Origin of the sequence: Tersicoccus phoenicis (assembly GCF_001968835.1) — a bacterium.
Classification (GTDB): Bacteria; Actinomycetota; Actinomycetes; order Actinomycetales; family Micrococcaceae; genus Tersicoccus; species Tersicoccus phoenicis.
In genome coordinates, this window is the sequence record NZ_MRDE01000132.1 from 1 (window position 1) to 1,597 (window position 1,597).

At 71.1% G+C, this 1,597-nt stretch carries 1 protein-coding gene and 1 pseudogene; both read right to left on the reverse strand.

Annotated elements, in window-relative coordinates; genetic code table 11:
* Positions 1 to 765: IS21-like element helper ATPase IstB (gene istB / locus BKD30_RS15460; protein ID WP_328586920.1), on the reverse strand; the 765-nt coding region annotated here is incomplete at its 3' end.
* Positions 762 to 1,597: pseudogene (locus tag BKD30_RS15465) on the reverse strand (IS21 family transposase); the annotation flags it as partial. The pseudogene BKD30_RS15465 and the gene istB, both read right to left, overlap by 4 nt.

Sequence of the window (1,597 nt, forward strand, 5' to 3'; positions counted from 1 at the left end):
GACTCCTTTCCCGGCGAGGGCTTGGGTGAGCCGGATAGAGTCGCCTGAGGTCTGGCAGACGTGGGCGTGGTGGAGGAGCCGGTCGACGGTCGCGGTCGCGAGGGTTTTGGGCATGAGTTCGTCGAAGCCGGAGGGGTGCAGGTTCGAGGAGACCGCGATGGAGCGTTTCTCGTAGGCGGCGTCGACGAGGCGGTAGAGGCCCTCGGCGGCGTCGGCACCGACGTCGAGTAGCCCGATGTCATCGACGACGATGAGGTCGGCGCGCAGGGTCCGGGCGACGACCCGGTGGACGGAGTCGTCGGCGCGGTGCGCGCGGACGAGCGCGCCGAGGTCCTCGAGCCGGAACCACGCGACCCGCATGCCGGCCTCGACGGCTTGTTGGCCGAGGGCCTCGAGGAAGAACGTCTTTCCCGTGCCTGATGGCCCGCAGACGACGACGTTCTCCTTCCGGGCGACCCATTCCAGGGTCCGCAACGCGTGCTGCGTGGGGGCCGGGATCGAGGACGCGGCTTCGTCCCAGGTCTCGAACGTCTTCCCGGTCGGGAATCCGGCCGCCTTGCGGCGGGTGGCGAGCATGGACCGGGACCGGCCGGCGACCTCCTCGATGAAGAGGGCCTTGATGACTTCGGCCGGTTCCCAGCGCTGGGCCCGGGCGGTCGCGATCAGCTCGGGCGCCAACGCGCGGGCGTGGGGCATCTTCAGCTGCCGCATCAACGCCTCGAGGTCCGCGGTCAGGGCGGGTGGGGCAGTCTGGGTGATGCTCACGCGCTCTCCTCCAGCCCCTCGACGGCGGTGACGGGTGTGACGGGTTGCCCGATCGCGGCCCACCCGGCGGTGCCCTGCGCCAGCGACGCCTTCTCATCGGCCCGGTGCGAGGTGCCCTTGGAGCTGCCCGTGGTCAGGATCGAGGCGAGGTCACCGGTCGCGAACCGCCCGTAGGTGGCCGCCTCACCCAACGCCGCGTCGACCTGGGCGGTGCCGCTGATCTTGGCCAGCGCGACGGCCTCGGCCATCTTCACGTTCATCCTGGCGGTGCCCGCCGCGGCCGCTTCCAGCAGCCACGTGTGAGCGCCGGCGCCGATGGCCAGGAACTCGGCCTCCGCAGCGCTTCTGGCCGTGATCGTGTAGTCGCCCGGGCCCTTCTGCCGGTGGTCGGGGAAGTGGGCGTCATCGATGGCCGGGCTCCCCGGGCGGGCCCGCGGGTGTCGGGCGACTTCGACGGGACCATCGGAGCCGACGTGGACGAGGACGACCTGCTCGTCCGTGCCGACACCGTGGGAGCGGACGAACACGTGGGCCCCGAGCAGATGCGCGGGAACGGAGTACTGGCCGTTCTCGAACGTGACCATCGGCGTGTTCTGCGGCACGGCGCGTGAGAGGCCGAACGCGACCGTGTGCGCGGTGTCCGGGACCCGGTGCAACCGGGCCCGCTCCTCCTCCAGCATGGTGGCCGGTTTCCTGCGAGTGGCCCGGTGTTCCCGGGTGTTGACCTCGCCCATGAACGCCTCGCAGGCCGCTTCGAGCTCGGCGAACGATTCGTACCCGGGCCGCAGGTTCGTGTCCGTGGGCACGATGTCGGCCTTGGCCAGCTTCACCG